Annotated in this window: 18 protein-coding genes and 3 pseudogenes; 8 read left to right on the top strand and 13 right to left on the bottom strand. The window is 68.4% G+C overall.

Features of this window, described 5'->3' with window-relative positions; genetic code table 11:
* Window positions 1-51: 51 nt before the first annotated feature.
* Together AB0J02_RS33230 and AB0J02_RS33225 are read right to left on the bottom strand one after the other, a co-directional pair.
* Window positions 52-780 carry a DUF4232 domain-containing protein gene (locus tag AB0J02_RS33230; RefSeq protein ID WP_363197527.1) on the bottom strand — a complete coding sequence of 243 codons (729 nt, stop codon included), beginning with the start codon at window positions 778-780 and terminating at the stop codon, window positions 52-54.
* A 396-nt stretch (window positions 781-1,176) separates the two neighbouring features.
* Window positions 1,177-1,754, bottom strand: a pseudogene (locus AB0J02_RS33225) (hypothetical protein); the annotation flags it as partial.
* A gap of 543 nt (window positions 1,755-2,297) precedes the next feature.
* Between AB0J02_RS33225 and AB0J02_RS33220 the strand changes: the two are divergent.
* The gene (locus tag AB0J02_RS33220; protein ID WP_363197526.1) at window positions 2,298-3,296 is read left to right on the top strand and encodes an EamA family transporter; all 999 of its coding nucleotides are present in this window, start codon (window positions 2,298-2,300) and stop codon (window positions 3,294-3,296) included.
* Between the two features lie 231 nt (window positions 3,297-3,527).
* Here AB0J02_RS33220 and AB0J02_RS33215 read toward each other — a convergent pair whose 3' ends face one another.
* Complete coding sequence (locus AB0J02_RS33215) at window positions 3,528-4,457, bottom strand: NADP-dependent oxidoreductase (protein ID WP_363197525.1); 930 nt, start codon at window positions 4,455-4,457, stop codon at window positions 3,528-3,530.
* Window positions 4,458-4,535: 78 nt separating this feature from the next.
* Here AB0J02_RS33215 and AB0J02_RS33210 point away from each other — a divergent pair, with 78 nt between their 5' ends.
* On the top strand, window positions 4,536-4,916 hold the full coding sequence (locus AB0J02_RS33210; RefSeq protein ID WP_363197524.1) for a helix-turn-helix domain-containing protein: 381 nt from the start codon (window positions 4,536-4,538) through the stop codon (window positions 4,914-4,916).
* Window positions 4,917-5,029: 113 nt separating this feature from the next.
* On the opposite strand, the gene AB0J02_RS33205 is transcribed toward AB0J02_RS33210, so the two are convergent.
* Together AB0J02_RS33205 and AB0J02_RS33200 are read right to left on the bottom strand one after the other, a co-directional pair.
* A complete protein-coding gene (locus AB0J02_RS33205; RefSeq protein ID WP_363197523.1) occupies window positions 5,030-6,070 on the bottom strand; it encodes an FAD-dependent oxidoreductase in 1,041 nt (346 codons plus the stop codon).
* 214 nt (window positions 6,071-6,284) lie between these two features.
* Window positions 6,285-6,413, bottom strand: coding sequence for a hypothetical protein (locus tag AB0J02_RS33200; protein WP_363197522.1), 129 nt, complete (start codon window positions 6,411-6,413; stop codon window positions 6,285-6,287).
* A 564-nt stretch (window positions 6,414-6,977) separates the two neighbouring features.
* Between AB0J02_RS33200 and AB0J02_RS33195 the strand changes: the two genes are divergently transcribed.
* Both AB0J02_RS33195 and AB0J02_RS33190 read left to right on the top strand, forming a co-directional pair.
* Window positions 6,978-7,538, top strand: a complete 561-nt coding sequence (locus tag AB0J02_RS33195) for a nitroreductase family protein (RefSeq protein ID WP_363197559.1) — start codon at window positions 6,978-6,980, stop codon at window positions 7,536-7,538.
* A 55-nt stretch (window positions 7,539-7,593) separates the two neighbouring features.
* Window positions 7,594-8,286 carry a maleylpyruvate isomerase family mycothiol-dependent enzyme gene (locus AB0J02_RS33190; RefSeq protein WP_363197521.1) on the top strand — a complete coding sequence of 231 codons (693 nt, stop codon included), beginning with the start codon at window positions 7,594-7,596 and terminating at the stop codon, window positions 8,284-8,286.
* Window positions 8,287-8,348: 62 nt separating this feature from the next.
* On the opposite strand, the pseudogene AB0J02_RS33185 reads toward AB0J02_RS33190, so the two are convergent.
* A pseudogene (locus AB0J02_RS33185) lies at window positions 8,349-9,339 on the bottom strand (IS5 family transposase).
* A gap of 135 nt (window positions 9,340-9,474) precedes the next feature.
* The gene (locus AB0J02_RS33180) at window positions 9,475-10,062 is read right to left on the bottom strand and encodes a 3'-5' exonuclease (protein WP_363197520.1); all 588 of its coding nucleotides are present in this window, start codon (window positions 10,060-10,062) and stop codon (window positions 9,475-9,477) included.
* Window positions 10,063-11,390: 1,328 nt separating this feature from the next.
* Between AB0J02_RS33180 and AB0J02_RS33175 the strand changes: the two genes are divergently transcribed.
* Both AB0J02_RS33175 and AB0J02_RS33170 read left to right on the top strand, forming a co-directional pair.
* Window positions 11,391-12,875 (top strand): NucA/NucB deoxyribonuclease domain-containing protein, encoded by a 1,485-nt coding sequence (locus AB0J02_RS33175; RefSeq protein WP_363197519.1) that lies wholly within the window; start codon window positions 11,391-11,393, stop codon window positions 12,873-12,875.
* Window positions 12,876-12,952: 77 nt separating this feature from the next.
* A complete protein-coding gene (locus tag AB0J02_RS33170; protein WP_363197518.1) occupies window positions 12,953-13,570 on the top strand; it encodes a hypothetical protein in 618 nt (205 codons plus the stop codon).
* Between the two features lie 207 nt (window positions 13,571-13,777).
* On the opposite strand, the gene AB0J02_RS33165 is transcribed toward AB0J02_RS33170, so the two are convergent.
* Window positions 13,778-14,377 carry a hypothetical protein gene (locus AB0J02_RS33165; RefSeq protein ID WP_363197517.1) on the bottom strand — a complete coding sequence of 200 codons (600 nt, stop codon included), beginning with the start codon at window positions 14,375-14,377 and terminating at the stop codon, window positions 13,778-13,780.
* Window positions 14,378-15,015: 638 nt separating this feature from the next.
* On the opposite strand from AB0J02_RS33165, the pseudogene AB0J02_RS33160 reads away from it, so the two are divergent.
* Window positions 15,016-15,186: pseudogene (locus tag AB0J02_RS33160) on the top strand (maleylpyruvate isomerase N-terminal domain-containing protein); the annotation flags it as partial.
* 1,491 nt (window positions 15,187-16,677) lie between these two features.
* On the opposite strand, the gene AB0J02_RS33155 reads toward AB0J02_RS33160, so the two are convergent.
* From AB0J02_RS33155 to AB0J02_RS33140, 4 genes are all read right to left on the bottom strand, one after another.
* Window positions 16,678-16,878, bottom strand: a complete 201-nt coding sequence (locus tag AB0J02_RS33155; protein ID WP_363197516.1) for a ferredoxin — start codon at window positions 16,876-16,878, stop codon at window positions 16,678-16,680.
* Window positions 16,879-16,954: 76 nt separating this feature from the next.
* A complete protein-coding gene (locus AB0J02_RS33150; protein ID WP_363197515.1) occupies window positions 16,955-18,172 on the bottom strand; it encodes a cytochrome P450 in 1,218 nt (405 codons plus the stop codon).
* A 133-nt stretch (window positions 18,173-18,305) separates the two neighbouring features.
* Window positions 18,306-19,520, bottom strand: a complete 1,215-nt coding sequence (locus AB0J02_RS33145; RefSeq protein WP_363197514.1) for an FAD-dependent oxidoreductase — start codon at window positions 19,518-19,520, stop codon at window positions 18,306-18,308.
* Between the two features lie 60 nt (window positions 19,521-19,580).
* Complete coding sequence (locus AB0J02_RS33140; protein WP_363197513.1) at window positions 19,581-21,077, bottom strand: MFS transporter; 1,497 nt, start codon at window positions 21,075-21,077, stop codon at window positions 19,581-19,583.
* A gap of 122 nt (window positions 21,078-21,199) precedes the next feature.
* Here AB0J02_RS33140 and AB0J02_RS33135 point away from each other — a divergent pair, with 122 nt between their 5' ends.
* Window positions 21,200-21,658 carry a MarR family transcriptional regulator gene (locus AB0J02_RS33135; RefSeq protein ID WP_363197558.1) on the top strand — a complete coding sequence of 153 codons (459 nt, stop codon included), beginning with the start codon at window positions 21,200-21,202 and terminating at the stop codon, window positions 21,656-21,658.
* 104 nt (window positions 21,659-21,762) lie between these two features.
* Here the strand turns inward: AB0J02_RS33135 and AB0J02_RS33130 are convergent, their stop codons facing one another.
* Window positions 21,763-23,244 carry an MFS transporter gene (locus AB0J02_RS33130; RefSeq protein ID WP_363197512.1) on the bottom strand — a complete coding sequence of 494 codons (1,482 nt, stop codon included), beginning with the start codon at window positions 23,242-23,244 and terminating at the stop codon, window positions 21,763-21,765.
* Window positions 23,245-23,628 lie beyond the last annotated feature (384 nt).

Below are 23,628 nucleotides of genomic sequence, written 5' to 3'. Positions count from 1 at the left end.
GCCTGGCAGACCACCGGCGACATATTGGTTCGCCTCCAGGACCTCCAGGACCTACGAGGCTCCGCCCTGGCCGGCACTGCCGATCGGGCCGACGCTGACCGGGGAGCCGGCACCATCGGTGACGGGCAGCGTGGAGCCGCCCGGCCACTCCAGGGAGAACGACTTTGTCTCGCCGGGCGGGGTCACGACCAGACCCGTGACACGGACACCGGAACCGCCCGAGTCGTTCATCGGGTAGCTGATGTTGAAGAACACCGACTTCCCGTCCTTCAGGATCATCCGCTCGGCCGGCTGACCGGCGCGCTTGGCGGACAGCGGGCCCTCACTGGTCGTCAGGTCGACGCCCGCGAACCCGGACAGCGCGCAGTCCCGGCCACCGCCGTTCTTCATCTCCACCGCGACAGAGCCTTCGGCGTCACCGTCGATGGTGCTGTCCGACGCCGAGATGTCCAGATCGTCGGTACGGCACTTGCCGACCTCGCCGCCCTGCTCCGAGCCGCTCCCGGCCGCCGTACCCTGCCCGCCCGAACTCTTCCCCGCCGAGTCCTTCCCACCACCCTGCTCCGAACCATCTGAGCCCGAACCACCCGAGTTCGAACCGCCGTTGTCGGAGGCGCCGCCCGACGAAGACGCGCTGGACGCGGCCGAGGGTTCGCCCTGCCCCGTGACGTCATCGCCGTTGCAGGCCGTGAGCGAGAAGCCGGCGGCCACGGTCAGGGCCGCGGCGGCAAGGCGCAGGGTGCGGCGACGGTTTCCACGGACGGTGGTGTTGGAGCGCATGTCGGGTCCCCCGGTAGGTAGTGGATGTCGTTCCCTCCTCGGGAACGACACCGACTCTGGTCGAGGCCGCTAATGCCCAATTGCCGTCCGGCTAACGTCCGCCTAACGGAGGTCAGCCGCACCCGCGCAAGTCGCGTAGGCATACCACTTGCAGTTGAGACACCTACCGCTGCGATCCGATCGGGGACGCGAACCGGGACTGCGTATGTGTACCCCGCGCCTGGAACTCCGACTGCTCAGAACCTGAATTCAAACCCAGGTTTGCAGGCCGCAGAGGCAGTGGCTGTACTTGGAAGTGGCGGCGACCGGGCCAAAGTCGGCGGCCCGAACTTGACTCCTGCCCCTCTGTTCGCACGCGGCGGCAGTGGCAGGGCCGGTGACCTTGGGACCTGAGGTTCAGATACAGGTTCTCAGCGAGGACGGAGGACATCCGCGAGCCGGGCCGCATGCCCTACGCCGTGATGAGGTTGTCGGTCTGCAGACCCTCGCGGCGAACGACTTCGCAGTTCTCCGCCAGGTGAACACTGCTTCCTCGCTCGGTAGCCGCTTTCCGGCAGGGGATCGGGTACCGAGCCGCTGATAGAGGGCGTTACTGGTGGGGTTGTCCGGGTCCGTGAACAGGACCACGTCTGTCGCGCCGGCGGCCAGCGCAGCACGGCCCGCTTCGACCGTCATGGCGCCCGCGTATCCGCGGCCCCGCAGCTGAGCGGGGGTGTAGACCGGGTCTACAACGTGAAGTGTCGGTCGCCGAAACGTGAGTCGGCCCAGGGACCGGAGTCGATCAGGTCGATCGAGAGCTGCTCGCCCACATCGACGCAGAACTCACGGCGCCGGCCCACGAGTTGCTCGTGATGTGACCCGCCCGCGCTGCGGCCCCGGCCTTCCGGGCGGGGCTGCGGTGGGATGAGCGTGCCGAGACGGTAAAGATGAGTCCGCCAGACCGGTACTGCCACCGCGCCCGTGTGCCGCTGCCATGTGCGCGTGCAAGGAAGTCGTCGACGTCGTCGGTGAACTGCCAGTCATCCAGGAGCATGGTTCATGATCCCGGATGCGTTCGGGTTGCTGAAGGCGCACCCACTGGAGTTACTGGTGATCTCGCTGTCATGTCGCCCGACGGTCGACGATATTCCCAGCTCACAGGCTCCGTCGCCGCGAGACTTAGGCCGTTTCTGATGGCTCTTGGTCGGGTGTAGGACTGATCGTCGGCGCAACGCGAGTCACCTCGTGATGAGCCGACTGCCCCTCCGAGCACGCCAGTGACAGGCATCTGACGGTTCCAAGAGCCGTCAGAAACGCCCTAGTGGTCTCTGCGCAAGAAGCGGGGGTGATCCGGGCCTGCCGGCTCGATGCGGCGGGGCTGGACGCGCTCATAGGCCATGGTGGTCCGCCGTGCATAGTTCCGCAGTTCCCGCAGCAGGACCGGGTCCAGCGCATCAAGTTCCAGGAAATCGCCTCTACGGCGTATGAAGTGCAGCTACTGGCTACCTTGCTTGGGATTGTGCTTAGTGTCGCTGGCTATGGATACACGAACGAAGGGTCCGTTGCTCGGTGCGGGGCTGGTGCTGGGCGCGGCTGTGCTGTGGGGCACGGTCGGACCCGCTCAGGTGCTGGCGTCCAGCCCCATGATGCCGACGGCCCTGGGAGGCTGGCGGCTGGTCGTGGGCGGGCTGATCCTGGGGATGTTCACCGTCCGCCGGAGCACCGTGCGGGCCCTGACCACGGGCACGGTGGTGCGCCCTCTGCTGGTCTGCGCAGTGTCCACGGGCGTCTTCCAGGCAGCCCTCCTGTCCTCGGTGGCGCGGACCGGAGCGGCCCTGGCCACGGTGGTCGCCCTGGGCGTGGCCCCGGCGGCGATCGGCCTGTGTGCCCGGTGGGTCACCGGCGAACGGATGACAGCCGTTTGGTTGGCCGGCACCGCCGCGGCCGTCGCCGGCTGCGCCCTGTTGCTGGCGCCGGGGAGTGAGGGTGTGGACGCGTGGGGCCTGCTCCTGGCTGTGGCCGCAGGGATTTGCTACGGCCTGTACACCGTTTTTGCCAAGAAGCTGGCTGCGGTCGCTCCCGCTGCCCAGCTGCCCGGGCTCGCCGCGCTCTCCTTGCTCGCAGGAGCCCTGCCCCTGGCACCCTGGATGGTCAACAGCGACGTTCCCGTGCGGCAGGGCGCCACCTTCCCCCTGATTGTCTGGCTGGGCGTGGCGACCACCGCCCTCGCTTACTGGTTGTTCACCACAGGCCTCACCAAGGTGCGCGCGGTCACGGCCGGAACCCTCAGCCTCGCCGAGCCCCTGGCCGCTGCACTGATCGGCGTGCTCCTGCTCCACGAGCACCTCTCGCCGGTGGCATGGGCCGGCGGCGCACTGATGCTGACCGGAATGGTCACCATGTGCCTGCCGCCGCGGTTCTTCCCCCGCTCCGCACGGGTCCCGGGGATTCCCCGCGGCAGGCGCATCACCGCCGCCGAGACCATCGAACCTCTCGCATCCAACGAACGAAGTTCAGAACCGGCACCGACGGCATGATGTGGCGCGAATCGTCACCGTGCGTGCGGCCGAGGGCAACTACGTTGCTGCGTAAGATCAGTTGGTTGCGGCGGATGATCCGTTTCCCTGCGTCGGTTCCCTGGTCTGTGAGGCGCGCGTTGAGGTAGGTCTTCACGGTCTGCGAGAGCCCGGCGCGCGGCCGGACAACTCGGCGCCTCTCGCCCTCGCCCCTGAACGGCTGCCAGGGCCGCGCGAGGCCCCATCACGGGATCAGATGGTGAGGACGAGCTTGCCCTGGAGGTGGCCGGCGTCCAGCAGCCGATGCGCGTCGGCGACGCGCTCGAACGGGAATGTCTCCTGTACGTGGACCCGGAGCCTGCCCTGTTCGACGAGTGCGACGAGACCTCGCAGGGCGACCGGATCGGGGTCGACCGCGATGCCGCTGAAGCGCATGCCGGCCGCCTCGTACTTGGCGACGAGTTCCGGATCGTCCTCGGCGACCGCCGTCACCAGGTGACCGCCCGGGCGGAGCACTGCGAGCGACCGCTCGACGGTGTCGCCGCCGATCGTGTCGAGCACGAGGTCGATGTCGCGGACCGCCTCGGTGAAGTCGACCGCCGTGTAGTCGATCACCTCATCGGCGCCGAACCCCTCGACGAACTTCCGCTTGCTCCCGCCGGCGGTGGCGATCACGTGCGCGCCGAGCGCTTTCGCGATCTGGATCGCGACGTGGCCGACCCCGCCACCACCACCGTGGATCAGAACGCGATCGCCCTCGCTCACACCGCCGAGGTCGACGAGGCCCTGCCACGCCGTCAGACCGACGACCGGCAGCGCCGACGCCTCGACGTGCGAGAGCGACGCCGGCTTGCGCACCAGATGCAAGGCCGGCGCCGACACGACCTCGGCGTACGCGTTCGCCGCCCGCGGGAACAGCGGCATTCCGAACACCTCGTCGCCGGGCCTGAACCGCCACGTTCCCGGCGCCTCTTCGACCACGCCGCTGATGTCCCAGCCGAGGACGAACGGCGGCCGGCCGATCAACGGGAACTCGCCGGCGCGCAGCCGTGCCTCCAGCGGGTTCAGCCCGATCGCCTTGACGCGGACGAGGACCTCGGTCGGGAGGGGCTGGGGCTCGGGTGCGTCCACGATGGTGAGGACCTCGGGACCGCCGAGCGTCCGCTGGGTGATGATTCGCATGACTCTCCTGGCGTTGGAAGGGGGGGGAGAGAACCCAGGCTAGGTTTCCGATAGGAACCGGCAGGTACCTTAGGGGCCATGAGCGGTTTCGGTCCCGGTGATCCCTTTCTCGCCGACTGTCCGGCGCGTCTGGCGGTCGAGCTGATCGCCGACAAGTGGACGGCGGTCGTGCTCTACGGCCTCAGCAAGGGCCCGGTGCGCCACGGCGAGCTGATCGAGCTGATCGGCGGCATCTCACGCAAGATGCTCACCCAGACGCTCCGACGGCTCGAGGCCCACGGACTCATCCGCCGCCACGCCTACGCCGAGGTGCCGCCCCGCGTCGAGTACGAGCTCACTCCGCTCGGGGCGACGCTGATCGATCCGATCCACATGCTGACCGAGTGGGCGAGGGCGAACGGCGAGGCGGTGCTCGACGCGCTCGACGGCGGGCCCGAGCCGGTCGCCCAGAGCGACTGAGCTCGTTCTGTGTTTCTGATGCGGGCCCACGCCGATCATTCGTAGCGGCTGTGTCAGTGTCACCGTCCGCGGAAGCCGTTTCGCGACGACTCCAGTTTCGTCGAGAAGTGATGTCAGTGGGCGCGCGGCCGACAATGCCGTAGCTCGGGGACCGGCCTGCCGGTCACCAGTTCGTCTGCGATGAGCCGTCCGACGGTGGGCGCCAGGGCGATCGCTGAGTGCATGACGGCGACGTAGACGGATCGATCGTTTGTCACGTATCCGATGACGGGTCCGTGCGCGGGCATCGGGCGTCTGCCGGTGCGGTAGCCCAGCAAGCGGCACTGGTCGCTTCTTTGGAAGGCCGCCTTCAGGTGTTGGAGCGCATCTTGCACAGCCTGCTCACACGCTGCTGCTGTGTCTGCAACATGCGGCACGACCAGCAAGAGGTGGCCATCCCGAACTTCTCGGACCTCGAAATCGGGGCTGGCCACGATCGTCTTCACCAGACCAGGCGGCGCTGTGACCTGCGCGAGGGTGGCCGGGGAGGCGGCAATGGGCAGGTCGGCCGACAGCGGTTCGCAGAGCTTGGGGACGTTGGTTCCAGCAGTGAGCACGACGGTGGCGGCGGTGTGGAGCCCGGTCGGCGACAGCACTCCCTCGACGCGTCCGTTGGTCACCTTCAAGGAGGTAACGGCGGTGTTGTGGAGCACAGTTGCTCCATGGGCGCAGGCGGCTGCCACGAGTGCGCGGGCCAAGGCCGTTGGGTCGACGCCCGCGTCGCTCGGAGTGTGGACGGCCTGGTCGGGTGGGTACCGGAGGTTGGGCTCCAGGGCTGCGATGTCACTTCGTCCCATGCGGAACTGCCCTGCTCCCAGCCCGGAATCCTCAACGGGTGTGCCGGCCCAGGACAGCGAACCGCTCCGGCGGACCGTGACGTCGGGCAGTTCGGTCTCCAGACGCTGGTAGTCCGCCGGGACGTACTCGCGAAGGTCCTGCGCCCCACCGGGCCAGTGCCCTCCCGAGCCGCTGATCCAGGCGAAGGAGCCCCCGGTGACCCCGGTGGCCGGTGCGGGTCCTTGCTCCAGCAGCGTGACCGGGACACCCCGACGGGCCAGGTGGTAGGCCACTGAGGAGCCGACGATTCCCGCACCGACAACAACAACGGCTGACATGAGGTCCTCTTCGATGGGCCAACGACCGTTCAGGCCGCGGCTGCAGCCGTAGAAACACAGTCGGGTCGCGGCCGGGACGGCGCAACAGGATTTGCAGCGACTCATCTTGTTCGGACCCTCACGCGCACCTGAGCACCGGTGACGAAGCCAGCCGGGGACACACGGGACCGAATGGCGGTCGGTCGCCCAAGCACGGCGGCGAGTTCGTCTTCGGTCAGTCGGACTCCGCCACCATCCAGGGCGAGCCCGACGTCCGGACAGTCACGGAGACGGAGACGGAGACGTACGAGGGAGTGGCACGCTGGTCCTTGGCCTGTCCGCTGATCGCTCGGTCCGGGCGCACCGTTGACCATCCACGAGTCCATCCCAGGCGTGGCGGACGCCATCGACCACCACGGCGGCGAACCGGGCCTGAAATTCCTCAACTGCCAGGACCATCCGTCGCCTTGCCATGGGCGCCGAAGTTCCACCGCGTTGCGGTCGCCAGTAGGGCCCGGTGTCGTGGGAGACCGGCCGCCCGCCTCGACGGACTCGGTTCTTGAGGTTGGCGGCCTGGTCGGCCCCATCGGCGAGTGCTACACGCGCCACGCAGACGCTCTAGGGCCAATGCCGTTGCCTTAGCCGCGATCTTGGTGCGTGCACCCCCGAGCGCAGGCGCGGCGCGCATCCTGGTGACATTCTCAAGAACCGCAGGAGTCCACCGTGTCACGGCGGTTCATGAGCCTGGGGCGACGAAGGGCAAGATCGCCCGTAACGCAACGGCATTGACCCTAGGGCGCGTATCGAATCATGATCAATGCGGATGCTTCCCTAATTGAACGTCCTTCTGGTAGATCGTCTGGCACGGGCGGTGCCAGCGCTTACACCGGCCGGAATACGCACTCACAGTCGCCGGTTGCAGCGGAACGTGCACCCTCCTCAGGAGCCGTATGACGGCATACACCCACTGCTTGCCAGACGCTTCAGCCCCTACCAGTTCAATCCGTCGGCGGTGGTCGACGACCTTGCCCTCGGGCTGCTGCTGGAAGCCGCGCGGTGGGCTCCGTCGGCAGGCAACTCCCAGCCGTGGGGCTTCTTCATCGGCAGGCCCGGTGAGCCGGAGCATGACCGGGTGCTCCCCTACCTTGCGCCGAGCTCGGCCCGCTGGGCGACGGATGCGAGCCTGCTCGTCGTCACGCTGACGCGCCGATACGTCGATGACACACAGCTGCTCTACTCCGAGTTCGCGGACTACGACCTCGGCCAGGCCATCGCCCACATGACTGTTCAGGCCCAGGCCATGGGACTCGCCGCGCACCAATTCCGGGCCTTCGACCTGGAAGGGCTCACCAAGGAGTTGGACCCGAACCCAGGCTGGGCGATCGTCTCCATGGTTGCGGTGGGCACAGCGGCTGACAGACCTTCAGAGGTCCGCGACCGGCGCAGCGTCGCGCACTTGCGCTCCGCTCCCTGGTCACCAGCGCAATAGGCGACGGGTCGGGACCGGGTCTCGATGTCAGTGGGCTGGGTTAGATTCGCTGGCCATGGACTCGGAATCTCTGCTGCAGCATCTGAGTAACGAACTCGACGCGTTCCGCGCATGCCTCGATGGTGATCTGTCGGTACCCGTCGAACACTGCGGCGAGTGGACGCTCCGCGACCTGGCCGAGCACCTGGGCAGCTCAAATCTGTGGGCGGCGGCCGCAGTCACCGAGCAGCACGGCGAGCACGAGGCCACCTCGGCTCCGCGTGATCCCGATGCGTTTCTGCGGTGGTTCGAGGAGAGTTCAGGGACTCTGCTCAAGGCCCTCGACACCGACCCGAGAGCGAGGGCCTGGACTTTCCATCCACCGCACACGGTGGGCTTCTGGCAGCGACGCCGTGCCCTGGAGGCCCTCATTCACCGCTGGGATGCCGAGAACGCACAGGGCAGTAGGCGACCGCTCGACCCGGTCCTGGCCGGCGAAGGCGTGGCCGAGGTCTTCGACACGATGGCACCAAGGCAGATAGCCCGGGGACGAGCTCAGCACCCGCAGCACGCCCTGCGGTTGCATGCGACGGACACCGAAACCTCCTGGGTGTACGGCCCTGGCACTGCCGCGGCCACGCTCACAGCCACGGCGGAACAGCTGGTACTGCTCCTGTGGGGTCGGATGCGCAGCACGGATGCTGCCTTTCGCTGGACCGGCGACCAGGAGGCGGGGCTGCGCATCCTGGCCGGCACCTTGACGCCCTGACACTGTTCAGGAGCGTAGCCACAGGCGGATTGTGGCGATCCAAGACCTGTATCGGGTCGTCATCATGCGGTCCGGGTGAGGTCCTTGATCCAGATCATGGAGGCGCGGAGGTGGAGCCCGGCCAGGTAGTTCTCGGGGGTCTTGTCGAATCGGGTGGCGATGCCCCGCCACGCCTTGAGTTGGGTGATCAGACGCTCGACGGTGTTGCGTTCTTTGTACAGCTCGGCGTCGTGGTGATGGGACGGCCGCCCCGGCGGCCCTTCTTCCTCCGATGGGCAGCCTGGTCCTTCTTCTCCGGGATGACCGCCTTGATCCCGCGGTTGCGAAGGTAGGAGCGGTTGGTGCGGGACGAGTAGGCTTTGTCGCCCGTCACCGTGTCCGGGCGCGTACGCGGACGTCCGGCTGGGGCGCGGACCCGTACCTTGTCCAGCACGGGGATGAACTCCGGGGTGTCCGCTGCCTGCCCGGCGGTCAGTAGGATCGCGAGCGGTCGGCAACAGCGGTCGGCTGCGAGGTGGACCTTGCTGGTCTGGCCGCCCCTCGAGCGCCCCAGAAGGGCTGCCTTCAGCCGGACTTGGTGCCGGCGCCGAATGCGTCTTCGCTCTTCACGGCGAGGGGCGGCGTCCTGTCCGCCTTGTCCGTCCGGGCCACCCCCTTTTGCGGGGCTTTCTCCTCGGCGGCGGCCACCTCCAGGGCGGTGAGGACCACGTCGTCCATGTGCATCCCGGCCGCGTCGTGGTGGGCGCGGGCGGTGGTGGAATCCACGCTGACCAGCGACAAGTCCACCCTTCCGCGCTTGGCGGCTTCGGCGATCAGACCCTCCAGCAGGGCTTCGAAGACACCGGCGTCGCGCCACTGCCTGAAGCGGTTATGCACGGTCGACCACACGCCGAACTCGGCCGGCATCTCCCGCCATTGCGCTCCTGAGCGGAACTTCCAGATCACACCCTCGAACTGCTGCCGCAGCCTGGCGGGAAACGGGCCGTACTCACCAACCGGCAGATGCGGCTCGACGTACTCCCACTCCTCGTCGCTCAGTCGCGCACGTGTCATGCGTTCCGGACTATCGGGTCCGCCTCCGCCGCAGAGGCGAAACCCACAGATTGATCACGACCCGATACAGGCCCTAGCGGCGCGGCCGAGTGACTCAGCAACCCGACCACACGTCTTGATTCGAGAGAACACTCTCTAGACGACTGTGGCCGTCATCGGCCATGCCTCGCGGTCCAACAGATCGAGGACGAGTGCGGCGATGTTCCACGCGTCGTCCTCACCGCGGTGATGGCGTCCCTCGAGCGGTAGTCCGGCTATCTGCAGGGCGTGATCCATACCGGGCTTCTTGCGCAGCCCGTACGCCGCGGCGAATGCGGCCTTGGCGTTGGTGTGGGTGCGCTCCGTTGGACAGCCGAAGGGGTAGGCCACCCCGTCGGCTCGACTCTGCCGAGCGAATTGCCGACGGTCGTACTCGCCCCAGCTCGCCCAGGGGCGCTCCCCGGCCTCATGCTCCTCGACGAGAATCTGGCATGCCTCGGCGAAGGTGACGCCGCGTTCCACCTCGGCTTGCGTCAGCCCGGTCAGTTCGGTGCAGAAGTCGCTCACCGCCGACCGGGTAGGTCGGACCAGGACGCGGTGCCGGGATACACGGCGCCGTGCCGACACGTCCACGACGGTGAGACCGATCTCGATGATCTCGTTCACAGAGTCGGGCGGCGGCTGTCCAGCCCAGCAAGTGGCCTCCACGTCGATGACGTTCAGCAGGGCAGATTCATGGCGCATGGGCCGAGGGTAGGGACGCGCGGCGGGTTCCGGCACCCCATTTTCTACGAGGTCAGCAGGAACTCTCAGGCGACTTGGGCTACGTTCTCAAGCGCACCCAGCCCTGAACCCTGTTCCATGAAGGGGGATGAGGATGCTCCGGACTTCGTCCGCGCGCTCCTGCCTGGGGAGAAGGAACCGTAGGTGGAGACGGGGTGAACCGCGTTCGTCGCGACCCGACCGTTAAGATCTCACATCAGTGCGAGGTTCAAGAGTTCGTGCGGGCGCAGTGCGTGCACACACGGGGAGGCGTCGGCGCCGATCAACTCCCGTGCGGTGCAACTCACTTGAGAACGGCATCGCATCGCATTCCCCAATGAAGGGGCATCGAAGAACAAGGCGCCATGCAGGAACGTACGGAAACCGATGAAGGCTCCTTGTCGAAGGTGCCAGTGGATCTGGGTGTCCGCATTGAGTCGAATGAAATGGCTCCGACGGGTGCCATCGGAGGGGGAGTGATGACGGACCACAACTCCGGTTCGCCGGTGCGGGCCGCAGATCGGGTGGTGACAGCGTGACGCGCGATTCCTCCTCCTGGGCGTTCGTGCACCGCTGGGCCGTGCATGGCCTGGTGGGCGCACTCCTTGGCGGGACTGCCGGGTTTCTCATGGGAGGCGGGGACGGCTTGCTCGTCGGTGCTGTCATGGGCGCCATGGCCAGTTGCGTCACCATCACCAGCGGCCGCCGTCCGCACGATCCCCCGGAGTCGTGAACCTGCCTGCTGCGCGTCGCCTCGGAGGAGGACCCGTAGGCCACGGCCCCGGACGGGCAGCAGGCGTACACCGTCGGGCTGCCTGTCCCCAGCCGTGACGGCTCGTCGGCGCACGGGGTTCGTTTCTCGCGGTCGACGAGGCCGGTGGCACTGCTTCCAGCGGTGCTGCGGATGGTTGCCGCTACACGTCCGTACTGACGGGCCGCACGGATTCGGACACATCTGACCGCCCGGGTTTCGGCGCAACCTCCGAGCGAACGTGGCGTCGGCGCGGGACACCAGGCCGTCGACGACGCACCTGACATGGCCTGACGCGGTGTCGAACAGCCCCGGCCGGCCCTCCGGGAGGGCTTGTTCCGCCCACCGGACCCATTCCGGCCAATCCCCCTGCCGCGTGTGGTGTTCATGTCAGCCCCTCGGCAGGATGCGACGCGTTCGCACCTCTGCGCATACGTGGCGAGAAGGGGGATCCATGACGTTGAGGACGGTCTTGGGGCGATCGGAAAGATCGCGAGTGCACAGGGAGCGAGGCGCGCGCCGGTCGCGGAATTGGGCCGGTTCCCTGGCGGTGGCCGCCATGGTGATCACCTCGGCACCCGCCGCCTTCGCGCAGGACGCGCCGGACAGCGACACGCGAGCGCCCACCACCACGTCGGCGTCACAGGCCGCGGACGTCGACCGCTCCGTGGTGCTCATACCGGTCAAGGATCTTGCCGCCGCACAGGAGGAGAGCCGTAGAACCCACTCCCTCACCACCAGTGCCGACCTCGGTAAACCCGTCCAGCTGTCGCCCACGTCAGCGCTTTCGACGCTCGACCTCGCCACCGCCGAGCGGCAGAACCGGCAGACCGCCGTCGAGCAAGGGCAGACCAGTGACGGCGGGCAGACCGCAGAGGCCCTGGCGGCCCCGGCTCCGATCGGTGATCAGCCGGATCCCACACTCCTGGACGAATGCCTCTCCAAGGACGACGCCGACACCGATTTCGGACGGGTGCACAACCGCTTCACCTACTGCAACGAGCGGCAGGGCGAGGTCGTCTTCTACTGGGTCGTCAACGGGCGGCGGATCTGGCGCGGCACCAACACCTTCACGTACCAGATCTTCGCGCAGGGCGACAACACCAGCCGACGCATCCGGGTGTTCTCGCGAGTCGTCGAGGACTCGGTGCGCTACAACTGGCTGCTGAACTGGGACCAGTGGTTCACCGGCCGCGATGTGCGGTTGAACCTCATGGCCAACTGCCCGGACGACTTCACGCTCTGCCATGCGGCACCGAGCGCTGTCAGCCTGCCGTTCGTCGTCTGGGACAACAACGACGACTGGTACAACTGGGATGTGTACGGCCATGATTCGGCGGGCGTCGGACGGGATCTGATCACGCTCAGCAGGTTCCGGATGGAGTACTGGGGCGAGGGTGCCGGCGCCACGGTGCAACGCGGGTGGAGCCCCTCGCGGTGGATGCGCTGCGATTCCGGTTCGTACTTCTCCCAGGGCACCACCGTCTATCCGGAGGCCTGTGTCTTCAACGAGGTGACGCCCCGGCTGAACTACGCGCTGGCCTCCGACTACCGGTCCGTGGCGCAACACATCTACGACGCCCAGTACTTCCCCGACACCACCTATCCACTGCTGGTGCCGCCCGGCGTGCCGCAGCCCCGGGGCAAGGTCATTCCGGGCAGGTACGACCCCGGCAACGCCGCCGCACCGGGTCTGCACCGCATCACCGAGACACTGCACCCGGGGGAGTACAAGGCGAACGGCGATCACAAGGACGGCGCCTGCTACAAGACCGGCCCCGAAGCAGCGCTGTACACCGACACCGGGTTGCCGACCCGGCCCAACACCCCGGCAGAGCAGTGCGACGAGTACCCGTTCGCCTCGACACTGGAGGGTGCGGCCCACCCCGACTGGGACTTCTCGGTCAAGGCCGTGCCGCAGCGGGACAACAGCATCGCCGGTGGTCTGCTGGGCTCCTACTACAACGACGACCGCATTCTGGCCTGGGACCCGGCCCTGCCTGACACTCTCGCCAACGACCGCTTCTACGTCCACATCGAGTAGCGGCGCCGACCGAGCCGACCCGGCGGGGACCCGACAGCCCGGGGCCCCGCCGGGTGTCGGCAGGAAGGGATCGCCTCATGGTCACCCCGCCCTTCGATCTCACGCTGGCACTCGGCTCCGTCTGGTGCGTGACCGTGACCGGTCTGCCGGTGCCGGAAGCGCTGCGGAGAGTGGGCGTGCCGGACTGCGCCGAACTTCCGGACGGGGCCGAGATGGCATCACACCGGCTCGCCGACGCCTCGGCAATGCGGGAGCGAGCCGTACTGGTGCTGGCCAGGCGCGTGGAGCCGGGCCGGACGCTGCTGCTGGAGTTGGAGAGCGCCCTGGGCTGGCGCGGCGGGGATCCCGAGGTGCTGGCAGACCTTGCGGCAACAGCCACCGGCACGGCCTGCGCCGTCACCAAGGACCCCAACCGGACCACCGTCCTGTTCGCGGAGAACGACGGGCCGGCCGCGAGCCTCGACGCTGTCACCGGGCTGCTGCACGGCAGCCTCGGCAATCACTTGTCGGCGGCACTATACGCCGCAGGCCTGACCGACCTGTCCGGCGCCCCACAGGGCTGGACCCCTTCCCAGCGCGCTGCCCACGCCCTCCGGGTCACCACCGGCGTACGGCTCGACCCGGACAGGTGGGGCGGCTCGTGGAGCGGCGGTCTGTCGACAGGGTTGGCCGGCCGGTCGCGACCCGAGAGGTAACGCCGGCACGAACCACTCCGACATCTGCTCCGACCAAGTCGTCGACCGCATGAAGGACCTCTACGACACCAGCCGCATCCGGCCGCTCGCCAACACACAGGAGATCGAGCCCGACTTGTTCGACCGGAGCCACATACTGCCCGACCCCGAGGAACGCGTCGATCTCGGCCTGCGTCCTCTCCGCCCTCGAAGACGGAGCGCCGATGCTCACGTCTCGGGGTCCGGCCAGGTTGCCAAGAGCGCCCGCCGGTCTGGAAAGCGGGGGCCGGAGACCGTCTCGTGGATGGGTTCACCGTTGAGCCAGCAGACTTGTTCCGGGGCGCCGTCGCCGGTGTCGAACAGGCAGCACACTCCGCCGCTGTCGGCGGTGAGATCGGTGAACGCCTTCCTGATGCTGACCGACTGCGCGAACAGGCGGCTCATCCTCGACGTCGCTGCCCAGCACTCCACCGACGTGTAGCCAGGGTGCAGGAAGGACTCGAACCGGATCGTCGCGTAGACGTACCCGATCTGGACGCGCCCGCCCTCCTCGGGCTCAGGGCCGCACGTCCGCGCGTACTCGCGCAGTGCATCATCGAGGCCGAACATGAGGGACGTGTCGAGTTCGAGCGTGCTGTCCGCGGCGCAGTCCACCGGCTCGCTCTCGAAATGGGACGTGAACGGGAGGACGAGCCGGTCACCGCCGGGCAGAGTGATCTCAAGCGGCGGCACGGCACGGGTCGGTGGCGCCATTTCGGCCAGCTTGGCCAACGCCCTGGCTACATGCCGAGGACGCAGGTAGATGTCGTAGCCGTAAGTCAGACCCATGGTCCCCCTGTCCCGCATCGCACCGCACCCTCTCATGGCCCGACCTTGGGGTGCCTGCCGGTTTTTTGGGGGCGTACCGCCCGGACGGTAGTCGTCGCCGACCGGTTCACCGCCGCGCTCATCGTGGCGAAGGACGCCGCCGTGCGGTCCCTGCCCGTCGCGCCCGACGTACTCACGAGGCCCTGCATCCGGCAGGACGAGGGTAAGTACCCTTCAACAAAGGGGAGTTCGACCACGTCCGTGCGTCGCTGACGTCCTGTCGTGCCCCCACTTCGGACCGGCGGCGTCGCCAACGCCGAATTGGCGGTCGGTCAAGCGGCGACTGTTGCTGGACCACCGGGCGTCCTCGCGATCGGCGCCCAGGTCGAAGTGGTGGCACGGGACGATGCAGGACACCGGCCGCGCCTCCCCGGCGAGGACCCCGCCGCACGTTCGACGTCCTTCCTCTACGGTGGCACAGCCAGCGGCGACACCCTGCTTGGCCAGGCTGCCTGGCCGTCGATCCTCGATCGGCTCCGTTCGTAGTCATCTCCCAATGAGCTCGATCGGGCTCCGTAATGGCAGGTCAACCAACCCCCGCAGCTGACGGCCCGGTAAATAGGGTGCGGCCGGCTGAACTGGGTTGATAGGTAAGCGATGTGACAGAGAGTCTTGAGTATTCCGCCCTGCTGCAACTGATCGACGAGCGGTCGGCCGCGTTCCGGAGTGCGGTTGCCGCCGCGCCCAGCCTTGACGCGCCGGTGCCGTCCTGCCCCGAGTGGACGTTGTTCGATCTGGTGCAGCACCTGGGTACGGGCCAGCGCTGGTGGTTCTGGCGTCGGATGACGTGCTGGTGAGCGTCCTTGTGCTGGCATCCGAGGGCGCGAGAGTCCGGCAGCAGATGGCAGTCACCCCGGTGGATCCCTGCCGCCTGACCGCGGCGTAGCCCGACCCTGCTGAGGAGCAGCACGATGAGCCGGTCCCGGGCGTTGCGGCGGGACATGAACATCGAGACGATCTCGTCGTCGGTGGCCCGGTCGACTTCACTTTCCGGCTCGTGCAGTCGGTGGCGTGCCCCCGACTCGACAGGACAGCCGGCTGTCCTCCCCGTGAGCCTCTTCCGGCAGGCTGGTGCTTTCGGCCAGCTCGTAGATCTGTCCCAGCACCCATCGCGGTGCCTCGCCGACGGAGACCGCACACGACAGCAGCCCACGAACCGCCGTAAGCACCGTGTTGATGCTTCGCTCGTGCCGGACGATCTCGGAGCCAGGCCCTCGGACCAGGTTCGGCTTCTCGTCGACTGAAGCGGTCGGGGTCCACTTCAGCCAGGGCATGAACAGCCCCAAGTCCCGTGCCGCCAACCGCCATTCGCGGCCGGTCAGCTCACACCGGAGCAAGTACAGAGCGGCGCCGCCGGCGTACGCCTTGGTCGTGGACTCTGCTTTGTCCTTGCCGAAGCAGACGTACCGAAGCCACTGATCAGCGATGGGGATCAGGCGGAACTCGTCGTCGACGACGCTTCAGTAGCGGTCGCCTGACGGCAGCACCACCGGGAAGGCCTTTGGAACGCCCTGGACAACGGCTTTCATACGGTGGTCGAGGGCGTCATGTACGCGGACCGGTACGGGCCGATGCTCGAGGACCTGGTCCGCGAGCACCAGGTGTCCCCGGCTGCTACCACCTGGATGTGTCCCTGACGCAGACCTTCGCCCGGCACACGACCAAGCACGATCCTGCCTACCGCTCCGAGGTCACCGAACAGCACCTCGCAGGCTGGTATCGGGAGCGCGATCTGCTTCCCCGTTCAGCCGAGACGGTCATCGACGCGAGCACGCGGTCTGGAGGAGACCGTGGCGCGCATCATGTGCGAGACCGGCCTGGACCAGGTTCAGCCGATCGACCGCTGACCTGCCGGTCGAAGCCACCCGGGCTCCTCATGCCCGTGGTGCGGCAATGGGGCATGAGAAGCCCGGTGCCCGGCGCATCGCCGTCGGCTGCGCCCACTCCTGCGCGTATGAAGTCCCCGACATGGCCGCCCGGCGCGCCTGGAGGTGCTGACCCTCGCCGGAGCCCGCGACCTGCTGCGCTTGCTGCAACTCATCGCAATGGAACGGCTGGACGAACTGTCGGACGAAGGGGAGTGGTTCGCGAGCAGGATTGCCGCACGTACCCCCTCTGAGAACTGAGTGCGCCACCCAGCCCTCTGATCACGGTGTTCGGATCGGAGGGACCGGACCACGCGTGACTGAGGTTCGCCAGCGACGCTGCGCACTCGGCGGGAGTTGTACGGGCAGGTTCACCGTGAGCTGGGGCGTCGAGGGTCAGGCGCCGTCAGCGAGGGTGATGGCGGCGGCCGGGCAGACGGCGGCGGCTTCACGGACGGCGGTGTGTTCCGTGTCCGGAGGGGTCTGTTCCAGCAGGATCACGATGCCGTCGTCGTCGCGCTGGTCGAACACCTCGGGGGCGATCAGCACGCACTGGCCTGCGCCGCAGCACTTGTCTTCGTCGACGGTGATGTTCATGCGAGTTCTCCCTTCGTGGGGGCGGGGGATGGCTGAACGGGCCGCAGGGCAGCCGTGGCGGGGAGACGAGGCGGAGTCACCACCGCACGGGAACGGTCCGCAGACCGCCGACCAGGAGCCCTTCCACGCGGCTCAGATCGTCCACGGGCACGGCCAGTTCGAGGGTGGGCAGCTTGCGCAGCAGGACTTCCAGCACCACCTGGAGCTCGGTGCGGGCCAATGCCTGGCCGAGACAGGAGTGGGGTCCGGCGCCGAAGATGAGATGGGGGTTGGGGCTGCGGCCCAGGTCCATTTCCTCGGCGTTGTCGAAGACGTCCTCGTCGCGGTTGGCGGCGGGCATGCTGCAGATCACGGTGGTGCCGCCCGGCACGGTCCGCCCGCCGATCTCCGCGTCTTCGGTGAGATAGCGGCGCAGGCCGAATCCGAGGTTGGTGTCAAAGCGGAGCGCCTCTTCCACCGCGGTGCGCACCAGAGTGGGGTCGGCGAGCAGTCGGTCCCACCGGCCGCGATCGGCCAGCAGCATGGCGATCATCTTGCCGATCATGTTCGCGGTGGTCTCGTGCCCGGCGACCAGGAGGCCCATGGCGGTCGCCAACAGCTCCTTGTCGGAGAGCCCCTGGCCGGCCTCGGAATCCCGGATGAGCGTGCTGATGAGGTCGTCGGTGGGCATCGCGCGCTTGGCGTCGATGTGCCCGGACATGTACTGGACGAACTCGGTCTGGGCCCGCTCGGTCTCCTCCTGCGTGAAGCGGGTGATGCTCAGCATCGCGTCGGACCAGTGGGAGAAGCGGTCACGGTCCTGCGCGGGTACGCCGAGCATGTCGCAGATGACGTAGACGGGCAGGAGGAAGCCGACGTGTGCCTTGAGGTCGGCGGGCGCGCCGACGGCGACCATGTCGTCGACGAGCCGTTCGGCGGTTGCCGTCATGCCGGGTCGCAGAGCCGTCATGCGTTTGGCGGTGAACCACTTGCTGACCTGTCGGCGCCACTGCTGGTGCGGCTCTCCCTTAGAGGGAAGGGAGAGTGCGTCCGAGCTGCTGGAGGCGACGGATCCGCCCGTACCGTCGGGTGCGAGGCGGGCCGCGCCGTCCTGGGCGGTCGGGCGGGCGAAGCGCGGATCGGACAGCAGCGCCTTGACGTCCTCGTGGCGGGTGAGCAGGGTCGCTTCGTCGCCGCTGGGCAGTTCGACCGATGCCACCGGGCACTGGCTGCGCAGCCGCTGCCAGTCGGCGGGCGCGTCCAGCGCACCCTGCTGAGGAAGCGGATAGGGCACGGTCTCGTGGCTCTTGCTCATTAAGGGATCTCCCTCGGAAATGTGGGGCTTTCGTCCGGTGAGTGCCGGCGCGGAGCGGTACGGGGCCGGGGTCGTGCTCGGTTCTCCCTTCGTTCGGTGACCGGGCCTTGTCACCCGGTGGGGCTCGTGGGGGTCATGCGGGGCGGGCGGCGTCAGCCCCGGGTGGAGGACCGGAGAGGTGGCGCCGGCGCAGCAGGCGGGCCTGCTTGGGCATGTTCCAGCCGAGAACGGCGGTGACCCGGCCGCCTCGGCCGTACAGTGCGGCGAATCGGCGTTCATCCAGGCTCCCTTCGACGACCTTCACGTCGTCGAAGGGAGAAGGCAGGCCATGGACCTGGAGCTTCGCCTCGTACTGGCCGGTCCAGTAGTAGGGGACCGGTGTGTAGGGGCGGGCGGCTCCCATGATGTTCGCGGCAACCGTCTGGGCCTGCTCGGTGGCGTTGGTGCGGTTCTCCAGGCGCAGCCGTCGGCCGAGTCGCTCGTCGTGCCACGACGCCACGTCTCCTACGGCCCAGGTCCCGGGGGCCGCACGGCAGTGTGCGTCGCATTCGACGCCGTCGCCGAGCGGCAGGCCGCTGCCGGTGAGCCAGTCGGTCGCCGGGCGCGCGCCGATGGCGACCGCGACCACGTCGGCGGGCAGCACCTCGCCGGTGGCCAGCCGGACGCCTGTCACCCGGCCGTCCTCACCGGTGAGGCGGTCGACCGCGGCACCGAGCCGCATCCGCACCCTCTGTTCCGTGTGCAGCCGAGAGAGGAGGCCGCCGATCAGATCACCGACCTGCGGGCCCATCAGGGTCGTGGCCGGCGCGACGACGGTGACGTCCAGTCCCAGAGCGTGTGCGCCGGCCGCGATCTCCGTGCCGAGCATCCCGGCGCCGACGACCACCAGCCGTTCGCCGCCGAGCAGATCACCGCGCAGCCGCAGCGCGTCCTCCATGGACCGCAGAACGTGCGCTCCGGCCAGGGAGCCCTGGCCGGGCAGGGCCCTCGGGTACAGGCCGGTGGCGATCACCACGTGGTCGGCGCGCAACCGGCGGCCAGTGCGCGTCGTGACGGTACGCGCCGCCGCGTCGAAGGAGTCGGCGCCGTCGCCGGAGACGAACTTTACTTCCAGGGCCGCGAGTTGCTCGCCGGTGCGCAGAGGTGTCCGGGCGGGTTCCCAGTCACCCTTCAGGACCTGCTTGGACAACGGCGGCCGGTCGTAGGGAGGGTGATGCCGTTCCGCGTCCAGCAGCGTCAGAGCGCCCTGGTATTCCTTGCGCCGCAAGGCTTCCGCCGTCGCGAGGCCGGCGGCGGAAGCCCCGACGATCAGTACGCTCCGGGCCGTCGCATGGTTCTCCTCCGGCATACCTGTGAGCCCTTTCTCCTCGGGGTTTTCATCCGTCGTGCGGGGGCCTTCGGGCGGCGGTCACCGCCGGGGGCGTGCGGTGCCGTAGGGCGAGAGCGGGCCGGCTTCCGGCAGGGGGGACGCGTCGGACCTGCCGGGCTGCGGTGCGTCCGGGGCCGGGAGGGGCGCCGCGACGCGGGGAATGGCCAGGGTGAGGAGGGCTGCGGCGAGGGCGGCGGCCCCGCCGACGACGGCGGCGACCCGGAAGCCGTTCTCGGTCGGGATCGTGAAGCCCCCGACGTCATGGCTCATCTGGGCCAGGAGGACTCCGATCACCGCACTGGAGACGGAGAGACCGATGGAGCGCATCAGCGCGTTGAAGCCGTTGGCTGACGCGGTCTTGGAAGCGGGGACCGACGCCATGATGATTGCGGGCATCGCTCCGTAGGCGAAGGCCACACCGACGCTGACGACGCAGCTGAAGACGACGATCCCGGCCACCGAGCCCATCAGAGGCAGGGCGAGGCCGTAACCGGTCGCGATGATCAGGGATCCGGTCAGCAGTGACGTACGGGGGCCGAAGCGAGCGGACAGCTTCGCACCGAGCGGGGAGAGGGCCATCATCACCAGCCCGGTGGGGACCATCCACAGCCCCGCGGCGAGCATCGACTGGCCCAGCCCGTAGCCGAGTTCCTTCGGCAGTTGGAGCAGTTGGGGTGCGATGAGGCTCTGGGCGAACATGGCGAAGCCGATCACGATCGAGGCCAGGTTCGTCAGCAGCACCCGGCGCCGTGCGGTGGCCCGCAGGTCGACCAGGGGATCGCCAGTGCGCAGCTCGAACCGGCCCCAGGCCAGTAGGACGATCACGGCGGCGGCGAAGAGGCCGAGGGTGGTGGCGCTCGTCCAGCCCCACTCGGCTCCCTTGGAGACGGCCAGCAGCAGCGATACGAGTCCGATGGTGAGGCCGATCGTGCCGGGCACGTCGAAGCGGCCCCGTGCCGTGCCCGTGGGCGCCCACGGGACGAAGCGCATCACGGCGACACCGACCAGCAGGCTGATGGCGGCCGAGCCCCAGAACAGCGCGTGCCAGTCGGCGTTCTGGGCGACGCCGGCCGCGAGAGGCAGGCCGAAGGCTCCGCCGATGCCCAGGGACGAACTCATCAGGGCCACCGATGAGCCCATGCGCTCCGGTGGTACGACGTCCCGCATGGTGCTGATGCCGAGCGGGACGATGCCCATGCCGATGCCCTGGACAGCGCGCCCGATGACCATCGGGACCAGTGAGTCCGACATGGCGCTCACGAGGGAGCCCGCGACGAGCAGGCCGACGCAGATCAGCAGCATCCGCCGCTTGCCGTAGAGGTCGCCGAGACGTCCGAACACCGGAGTGGCGACCGCGCCGGTGAGCAGAGGCGCGGTGACGACCCATGAAGCGTTCGCGGTGGAGGTGTGCAGCAGCTCCGGCAGCTGGGCGACGAGGGGGATGACCAGCGTCCCCATCAGAGAGGCAACGATGCCTGCCGCGGACAGCGAACCGACGATCGCCCCCGTGCGCGCCGGAGAGGCAGAAGCGTTCATGTACTGCACCGTACACACGAAAAGCATCATGCACAAAAATTGCATCATGCTCTGCGTGGGCATCATGCACATTGGTGGCATAGTGTGAGGATGTGCAGATGACAGAGCCGGAGGTGCCCCAGATGGATGCCCAAAAGGCGGGGGAGCAGATCGAGCGGGAACTCCTGATCCTCACGCGGCATCAGGAAATGGCCTCGCCCCGCCGACTGCCCGGCAACGAGGCCCTGGAGCGCAGCGCATACGTGCTCCTGAGCCGGATCGAGGCGCAGGGCCCCATGTCGGTCGCCGATCTCGTCGACGCCTTCGGGCTCGCCGCCTCGACCTTCAACCGTCAGACGGCCGCCCTCCTCAGGGACGGGCTCGTCGAACGGACCCTCGACCCCAACGGTGGGGTGGCCAGGAAGTTCCGCATCACCCAGAAGGGAACGGACGCACTCGCCGCCGACCGGGGGAAAGTGGTCGACGGACTCGCCGAGGTCGTCACCGACTGGACCCCCGAGCGCCTCGACCGCTTCATCGAGGACCTCCAGCAGTTCAACAAGGACATCGAACGGCTCACCGGCCGCCCCTGGCCCCGCTGACGACAGGTTCGCCCCGTCACGGGTCGGCCCTCGCGGAAACGCGGTCAGAATCTGCTACTTGGCCTTCGCGTGCGACAGATGGCCCGGGAGCCCAGGGCGGCGGTTCAGTCGGCCCGGCTGTTCGCCTGCCTGGGCAGGCAGAACATCAGGGCCCACATGACGGCGAGGGTGCCGCCGACCCACCAGAGGACATCGGTGAACGCGTCGCGGTTGACCGCGCCGTCGGGTGAGCCGCCGGTGGCGGAGAAGAACACGAGGGCGGTCAACGCGGTACCGAGGGCGATGCCCAAGTGCATTGCGGTGTTGAACAGCCCCGAGGCGGAGCCGGCGTTCTCGTGCGGCACGTCGGCGAGCGACATGTCGGCCAGCGGGCCGCCGACCATGCCGAGGCCGAAGCCGAGCAGCACGACCGGGACGGTCATCGCGGGGAGGGTCAAGTCGGGCTGTCGGCCGCTGACTTGGAGGCCGTACGCAACCATCGAGGCGAGGGCGATCAGAGCTCCGGCCTGGGGCAGACGGCGCCCGAAGCGCCCGGCGGTCTTCATCGCGGTCGTCGCACCGGCCAGCTCACCGAAAGCGAGCAGCACGAAGGCCGCGGCCGCCATCAGCGGACTCATTCCCAGGCCTCGCTGGAGGTACAGCGTCCAGGTCATGAAGAACAGGCCGCACAGCAGGCCGAGCATCAGCTGCGCGGACAGGCCCCCGGAGAACCGCTTTCCCCGGAAGAGGGCCAGTGCCATGAGCGGGCCGTTGTCCTGCCTGCGCTGCTGCTGGCGCACGAAGACGCAGAGTACGAGGAGACCGGCCGCGAGCATGGCGAAGCACCACAGGGGCCAGTGGTGTGTGTGGCCCTCGGTGAGCGGAAAGACGATCAGGATCAGGGCCAGTGCGGACAGCAGCATGCCGGTGAGGTCGAGCCGACCGGCCTTCTGTGCGGTCGACTCGGGGATGAACTTGCGTCCGATGACGATCACGGCGAGGCCGACGGGCACGTTGATCAGGAAAATCGGCCGCCAGGACAGTCCGAACAGGTCCACCTGCGTGAGCGTGCCGCCCAGCACCGGACCCAGGACGCCGGCGAGCGACAGGACAGCCCCGTACAGGCCGAAGGCTCTGCTGCGGTTCTCGCCGTCAAGAGTGACGTGGAGGGTGGCCAGGACCTGCGGGATCATCACGGCGACTCCGGCGCCTTGGAGAACGCGGGCGGCGATCAGCACACCGGGGCCGTCGGCGATGCCGCACAGCAGCGATGCCACGGTGAACACGACGGTACCGATGAGGAGGATCCTGCGTCGGCCGTGGATGTCGCCGAGCCGCCCGCCGGTGATCAGCCCGACAGCGACAGCCAGCGAGTAACCGGCGGTCAGCCACTGCACCGCGGCCGGCCCGGCGCCGAGCGACTCCTGGAGGACCGGCAGGGCGGTGAGGACGACCGACTGGTCGAGGATGTCCATGAGTTCGGCGACCAGGAGCACCACGAGGGCGATCCTGGCGGCCCGGGTCATCTTCGACGACCGGCCGGGTACGTCGTGAGCCGGGGGCTCGGCGGTGGGCTGCGGCTCCTTGCCGAGCGCGGGAGAAGACACTGGGGAACTCCTGATTCAAGGAATCGGGGAGCCCTGCCGTCAGCCGCGCAGAGGCCGGGAAGCACCAAACCCAGGGGCAGTCGGCAGAGCTGCACCCGGGAAACGACGGCGGGGACGGCGCAACTCAGGCCGGCGAAAGTCCGCCCCCGGACACGTTCGAAGCTTCAGAACGTGGGGGAATACGGACCGTTACAGGGCCTGGGGGATAAAAACACCTCAAGAACGCCACAGAAGGAACAAGGAGCCTGACGCTGCCGCCGATGTCCACGGCGGAGCAACTGGTCCACGGTACGACACCCTCAGTCTTCTCCGCACATCAGATATCGAGCGCGGTCACAGGAGCGCGCTGAGGGAGAGGGCGCCGGCGGTGACAACAGCGGAGTG

Origin of the sequence: Streptomyces sp. NPDC050264, from assembly GCF_040655895.1 — a bacterium.
Lineage (GTDB): Bacteria > Actinomycetota > Actinomycetes > Streptomycetales > Streptomycetaceae > Streptomyces.
Note: the sequence above shows the minus strand (reverse complement) of the source record. Positions and strands in the feature narration are given on the sequence as shown.

Excerpts from the sequence above, each read along its gene's own strand:
- AB0J02_RS33165 (WP_363197517.1), bottom strand. The coding sequence starts at position 14,377 with ATGGGTCTGACTTACGGCTACGACATCTACCTGCGTCCTCGGCATGTA.
- AB0J02_RS33175 (WP_363197519.1), top strand. The coding sequence starts at position 11,391 with ATGGTGATCACCTCGGCACCCGCCGCCTTCGCGCAGGACGCGCCGGAC.
- AB0J02_RS33230 (WP_363197527.1), bottom strand. The coding sequence starts at position 780 with ATGCGCTCCAACACCACCGTCCGTGGAAACCGTCGCCGCACCCTGCGC.
- AB0J02_RS33180 (WP_363197520.1), bottom strand. The coding sequence starts at position 10,062 with ATGCGCCATGAATCTGCCCTGCTGAACGTCATCGACGTGGAGGCCACT.
- AB0J02_RS33210 (WP_363197524.1), top strand. The coding sequence starts at position 4,536 with ATGAGCGGTTTCGGTCCCGGTGATCCCTTTCTCGCCGACTGTCCGGCG.
- AB0J02_RS33205 (WP_363197523.1), bottom strand. The coding sequence starts at position 6,070 with ATGTCAGCCGTTGTTGTTGTCGGTGCGGGAATCGTCGGCTCCTCAGTG.
- AB0J02_RS33220 (WP_363197526.1), top strand. The coding sequence starts at position 2,298 with ATGGATACACGAACGAAGGGTCCGTTGCTCGGTGCGGGGCTGGTGCTG.
- AB0J02_RS33190 (WP_363197521.1), top strand. The coding sequence starts at position 7,594 with ATGGACTCGGAATCTCTGCTGCAGCATCTGAGTAACGAACTCGACGCG.
- AB0J02_RS33155 (WP_363197516.1), bottom strand. The coding sequence starts at position 16,878 with ATGAACATCACCGTCGACGAAGACAAGTGCTGCGGCGCAGGCCAGTGC.
- AB0J02_RS33135 (WP_363197558.1), top strand. The coding sequence starts at position 21,200 with ATGGATGCCCAAAAGGCGGGGGAGCAGATCGAGCGGGAACTCCTGATC.
- AB0J02_RS33215 (WP_363197525.1), bottom strand. The coding sequence starts at position 4,457 with ATGCGAATCATCACCCAGCGGACGCTCGGCGGTCCCGAGGTCCTCACC.
- AB0J02_RS33150 (WP_363197515.1), bottom strand. The coding sequence starts at position 18,172 with ATGAGCAAGAGCCACGAGACCGTGCCCTATCCGCTTCCTCAGCAGGGT.
- AB0J02_RS33170 (WP_363197518.1), top strand. The coding sequence starts at position 12,953 with ATGGTCACCCCGCCCTTCGATCTCACGCTGGCACTCGGCTCCGTCTGG.
- AB0J02_RS33145 (WP_363197514.1), bottom strand. The coding sequence starts at position 19,520 with ATGCCGGAGGAGAACCATGCGACGGCCCGGAGCGTACTGATCGTCGGG.
- AB0J02_RS33140 (WP_363197513.1), bottom strand. The coding sequence starts at position 21,077 with ATGAACGCTTCTGCCTCTCCGGCGCGCACGGGGGCGATCGTCGGTTCG.